1 protein-coding gene is annotated in these 1,509 nt (G+C 73.8%); it reads left to right on the forward strand.

What is annotated here, in order from left to right:
• A partial coding sequence (locus CCN33_RS30535; protein ID WP_425275881.1) for a polyamine aminopropyltransferase occupies positions 1-1,509 on the forward strand: 1,509 nt, incomplete at both ends.

The raw sequence follows: 1,509 nt of genomic DNA on the forward strand, positions 1-1,509 counted from the left end.
ATGCGCAAGAAGATCGGACTCGCCGCGGCCCTGCTGCACAACCCCGAAGTGCTGTTCCTGGACGAGCCGTTCGAAGGCGTCGACCCGGTCTCCGCGCAGACCATCCGGGGGGTGCTGGAGGGTTCCTGGTGCTCGCGTGCGTCTTCGTCTGCGCGGCCTGCGGGCTGGTGTACGAACTCGAACTCGTCGCCTTCGCCTCCTACTTGATCGGTGACTCGGTCACCCAGGCGTCCGTGGTGCTGTCGGTGATGGTGTTCGCCATGGGCATCGGCTCGCTCGCCGCCAAACGGCTGCGCTGGCACGCGGCGGTGGGGTTCGGCGCGATCGAGACCGCGCTCGCGCTGGTGGGCGGGTGCAGTGCGATGGCGGTGTACGCGGTGTTCGCGTGGACCGGGGGGTGGGGCGGGATCTGGGCGGACGGGCCGTGCTGTCTGCTGGTCGGATTCTCGCTGGCCATCGGGTTGTTGGTCGGGGCCGAGGTGCCCCTGCTGATGGAGCTGATCCAGCGCATCAGGCGGCAGGACGCGGGCGGGGCGGTGGCCGATCTCTTCGCTGCCGACTATGTGGGCGCGCTGGTCGGAGGGTTGGCGTTCCCCTTCCTGCTCCTGCCGTTCCTGGGGCAGTTGACCGGCGCGCTGCTCACCGGGTCGGTGAACGTGGTCGCGGGGAGCGCGCTGGTGCTCGGCCTGTTCCGCCGCGATCTCACCCGGCGCGCCCGCTGGACGCTGCTCGTGGCCGGGCTCGTGGTGCTCGGCGTGCTCGCCTCCGCCGCCGTGCTCGCCGGTGACTTCGAGGCGGCCGCCCGGCGCGCGGTGTACGGGCCGGACGTGCGGGTGGCCGCGCAGACGGACGTACAGGAGGTGGTGCTCGCCGGGGGCACGGACGGCAAGCCGCTCGACCTCTTCCTCGGCGGGCGGCTGCGGGTCGGCGGGCGGGACGAGCGGCGGTACCACGAGGCACTGGTCCGTCCCGCGCTGTCGGGGCCGCACCGGCGGGTGCTGATCCTGGGCGGCGGGGACGGGCTGGCCGCGCGGGAGGTGCTGCGGCACAGCGGGGTCTCGCGGGTGGACGTGGTCGAACTGGACGCGGGTCTGGTGCGGTTGGCGCGCCACGACCCCGGCCTGTCGTCCCTCAACGCGCACGCGTACGACGACCCGCGGGTGCACGTCACCACGGCGGACGCGCTGAGCTGGCTGCGCCGGGCGCCGGCCGGGCGGTACGACGTGGTCCTCGCGGACCTCCCCGATCCCGGCATCACCGCGAGCACCAAGCTGTACTCCCAGGAGTTCTACGGGCTCACCCGCCGTGTCCTCACCCCGCACGGCCGCCTCGCGGTGCACGCGGGTCCGGTGTCGGCGCGGCCCCGCGTCTTCTGGACGGTCGAGGCGACCCTGCGCGCGGCGGGCTTCTCCACCACCCCCTACCGGGTCCTGAGCCACGACACCGGCTTCGCCGCCGGCCCCGGCCGCTCGGCAGGCACCTCCCGCACCCCCCGCGACTGGGGCGTCC

Source organism: Streptomyces recifensis, assembly GCF_002154615.1.
In the GTDB taxonomy this organism is placed as follows: domain Bacteria; phylum Actinomycetota; class Actinomycetes; order Streptomycetales; family Streptomycetaceae; genus Streptomyces; species Streptomyces griseoluteus.